Genomic DNA, 3,276 nt, shown 5'->3' on the forward strand with positions numbered 1-3,276 from the left:
CTCGTCGCCTGGATCCTTGCAAACCTAGGCGCGATACCAGCCATCCCAGCTTGGGACCCAACTTTCGTGATCCTGGCCATGGTCGCTTCCGTCGAGGCAATCTTCCTGTCTACCTTCGTGCTGATCAATCAGAACAGAATGGCCGAACACAGCGAGCGCCGAGCGGAACTGGATTTGCAGATCAGCCTCCTTAACGAACATGAAACCACGCGGCTGATCGAGATGGTGGCTGCCTTGGCGGTGCGTCTGAATGTCTCCACCCCGGCCGACAAAGAGCTGCGGCAACTGGCAGAGAATGTCGATCCCCGAAAGGTGATGACCCAAATCCAGCAGGCTTCTGAAGATCAGCAGGAAGCTTGATCAAAGCGACCGCGCCGGCAAGCCGCCGCAGCGTACCAACCCAACACGAGCTTACAGCGAGAAACCATTCGCGCGGCTGCTGTAGGCCTGCAATCGTCCTCATCGTCTGGCACTTGGCTGTCGAAGCACCAAGCCCGTCTTGGCGTTGTCCAAGGCGACCTCAGGACGTCAATCGATCGCGGCAGCGTATCAGCGGCGATAGCGAGGTACACTGGGGAGCCGAAGGTGTTCCCAACAGCATAATATGATCACCAAGCCCTTCTTTCTGCCGCAGATCATAACGGCCGTACCTCAACTCTTAAATGCTCAGCAAGGTCCAGAAACTCACATCCAGGATTCGGATCTTGGCCCGAGCTGCTGACTGGATCGCACGCCGGCAAGTCTTACATGCCGTATCCTGCGCCGTGCTTCTGGCTCTTGGCCAATTATTTTCGCCTCACCAAAACTCCCGGAACATTCTGTCCATCCTGCGTTGGGCCGCGCCGGACAATCCCTCTTGCACAATCGCCTGTTGCCCGGCATCGGAAGCTGGATCCCCACAGCTTCAGCCCGCCTCGGCTCCCCACCCGAGGCGGGCGGCGCGGAGTTGATGCAAGCATAGAGACGCCTTCACCCCATCAGAGCTGGCCGTCCTGAGCCGCGTTTTGGCGCGCAGCAACCCCAAAAAACGAGACCGAAACCAAGAGAGAACGGAGTGCATCGCGCATCCTGGCTTACTACCAAGCTGGGATAACGGACGAGGACGAACTCGAACAGCTTTCTCGACAATCCCTCGCGTGGTTATCGACATTTCGGCAATTCAGCATGTGCACATACTAACTCCGGCGGACGGGCCACCGCGCGGCATGGCCCGACGCACAGAGCGTTCTGCCGGCGTCGAGCGTGATTCACAGCCGCCAGTTCTTAGGGCAGCTAGGAAGCAATGCATCAACGCCGCACCGGCTGCCCCGTCCTGGAACACTTTAATGCGCGCCGCCAGGAACGGGGTCGCTGTGCTGACGTTCTTCTGGGGACAAGGTGAGATTTCAGTGAACAGGCATATTTCGCGGACGGATGTCGAACAAATCGATCACACGGATGACAGCGGGTTTACGATAGAGCACGGCGTCCCGCCATCTTCAGCTATCGCGGCAGCGCTGGCCGGTGGGCTGGAGGCCAGCCGGCACAAGCACATTATCCATATAACTGCCTCGGAACGCAGCGCCGACGAGATCGTCGGGGCTTTGCGTCAGTTCCTGCCGCACGCGGAGATCATCTTGCTGCCGTCCTGGGATTGCCTGCCTTACGACAGGGTGTGGCCCACACGCGCCAATATGGGGCGGAGGCTTCGTGCGTTGTGTCACATGGCAACGAAGCCCGATCGTGCGCGCATCGCTGTAATGTCGATCGAAGCCAGTCTGCAGCGGGTGCCGCCCGCCCAGGTCATTGCTGGCGGTTTCGCAATTCTGGAGGTGGGACAAAAGTTCGACCGGGATGATTTCAGAACAAGGTCCGAAGCTTTTGGCTATGTCGTCGACGAGAGGGTCGACGAACCGGGTGAAATAGCTTTTCGGGGCGATCTCATGGACATCTTCCCCGCTGGCGCGGAGGACCCCGTTCGCGTCGTCCTTGGCCCAGACAGCTGCATTCGAGAGCTCAAGACCTACGATCCGATCAGTCAACTCAGCGACCAGGTTCGAGACTCGATTGCTGTCGGACCGGCATCCGAGCTGATGTTTAAAGCTGGTGATCATCCTGAGCTGACAGCGATGCGCGCGACGTCGATGGAAGAGCGCCTGGTCGCATTATATGGCGCGATGCCATCTGTCTTCGACACTGCGTCGAGCGCCTCGATCTCCTTCCTTGAAGGTATCGACGGGCAGCCGCTCGACAAAATTCTGGACCTGATCGAGGATGCACGCCGTGCCAGGCAGGAGGCTGCCGGGCGCGAGAAACCTTTGCCGGAACAATTTTACCTGTCGCGTGAAGAGTGGGATGCTTCCGTGCGCAACCGCTCCACGAGACTTGCCGTTTCTGCCGAGCGAGTTCCCAAATTCTTTCGCCTGGCCCGGCCCGGGTACGAAATCGCTGAATTCGTGACAAGGCAGACAAGCGCCGGGGCCAGGGTGGTGTTGACCGGCGATGCCTCTGAACTGCAGCGAGCAGATCGCCTGCTCAATAGAAAGCTAGGCCGGCGGGCTGAGGAAGCGGTCGACTCACCGCAAATACTTTCGGCCGCGAGAGGCTCTCTTCTCAAGGCTGGCTTCGTCCTCGATGAAGGGTTTGTCGACGCGCAATCCGGTATCGCGATGGTCGCCGCAGCCGACCTGTTTGGCCCTGCGTTGAAGGCGGATGCCGGCATGGCCGCAAGCATACTCGAACCCGAGTTGCGCATCGGCGACGTCGTCGTCCATGAAGACCATGGCCTGGGCGTGCTCGCGGCGGTCGAACAGGTCGACTTGGCTGGTCAGCACCAGGATGTTGTCAGGCTGGAATATCATGGCGGGGCTTCCTTGCTGGTTCCGGTCGACGACTTTGGGAAAATATGGCGCTACGGCTCGGAACCGGAGGCAGTGTCGCTCGATCGCCTCAACGGCGAGGGCTGGCCCAAGCGACGCGAGGCTGCGTTGCGCGAGATCGACAGGCTGGCCAAGCGCCTGGTGGGCCTTGCCGAGATGAGGTCCAGCCAGCCCGCCGAGATCATCAAGCCCTCCCGCGCGGACTTGGCCCGTTTTGCGGCGAAATTTCCCTATACCGAGACTCCTGACCAGGCCGCCGCCATCCGCGCTGTGCTCGACGACCTTTCCTCGGGGAGAACAATGAACCGGCTCGTCTGCGGTGATGTTGGCTTCGGCAAGACAGAGGTGGCTTTGCGTGCTTGCGCCGCCGCCGCCCTCTGCGGGAAACAGGTTGCGGTCATAGCGCCGACAACCGTGT

2 protein-coding genes are annotated in these 3,276 nt (G+C 60.2%); both read left to right on the plus strand.

The window, feature by feature from the left end:
* Positions 1 to 360, plus strand: a 360-nt coding sequence (locus EN884_RS30560; protein WP_164895252.1) for a DUF1003 domain-containing protein, incomplete at its 5' end; no start/stop codon positions are given.
* Between the two features lie 965 nt (positions 361 to 1,325).
* Positions 1,326 to 3,276, plus strand: a 1,951-nt coding sequence (locus tag EN884_RS30570) for a CarD family transcriptional regulator (RefSeq protein WP_281034854.1), incomplete at its 3' end; no start/stop codon positions are given.

Origin of the sequence: Mesorhizobium sp. M7A.F.Ca.AU.001.01.1.1, assembly GCF_004022735.1 — a bacterium.
Taxonomy (GTDB): Bacteria; Pseudomonadota; Alphaproteobacteria; order Rhizobiales; family Rhizobiaceae; genus Mesorhizobium; species Mesorhizobium ciceri.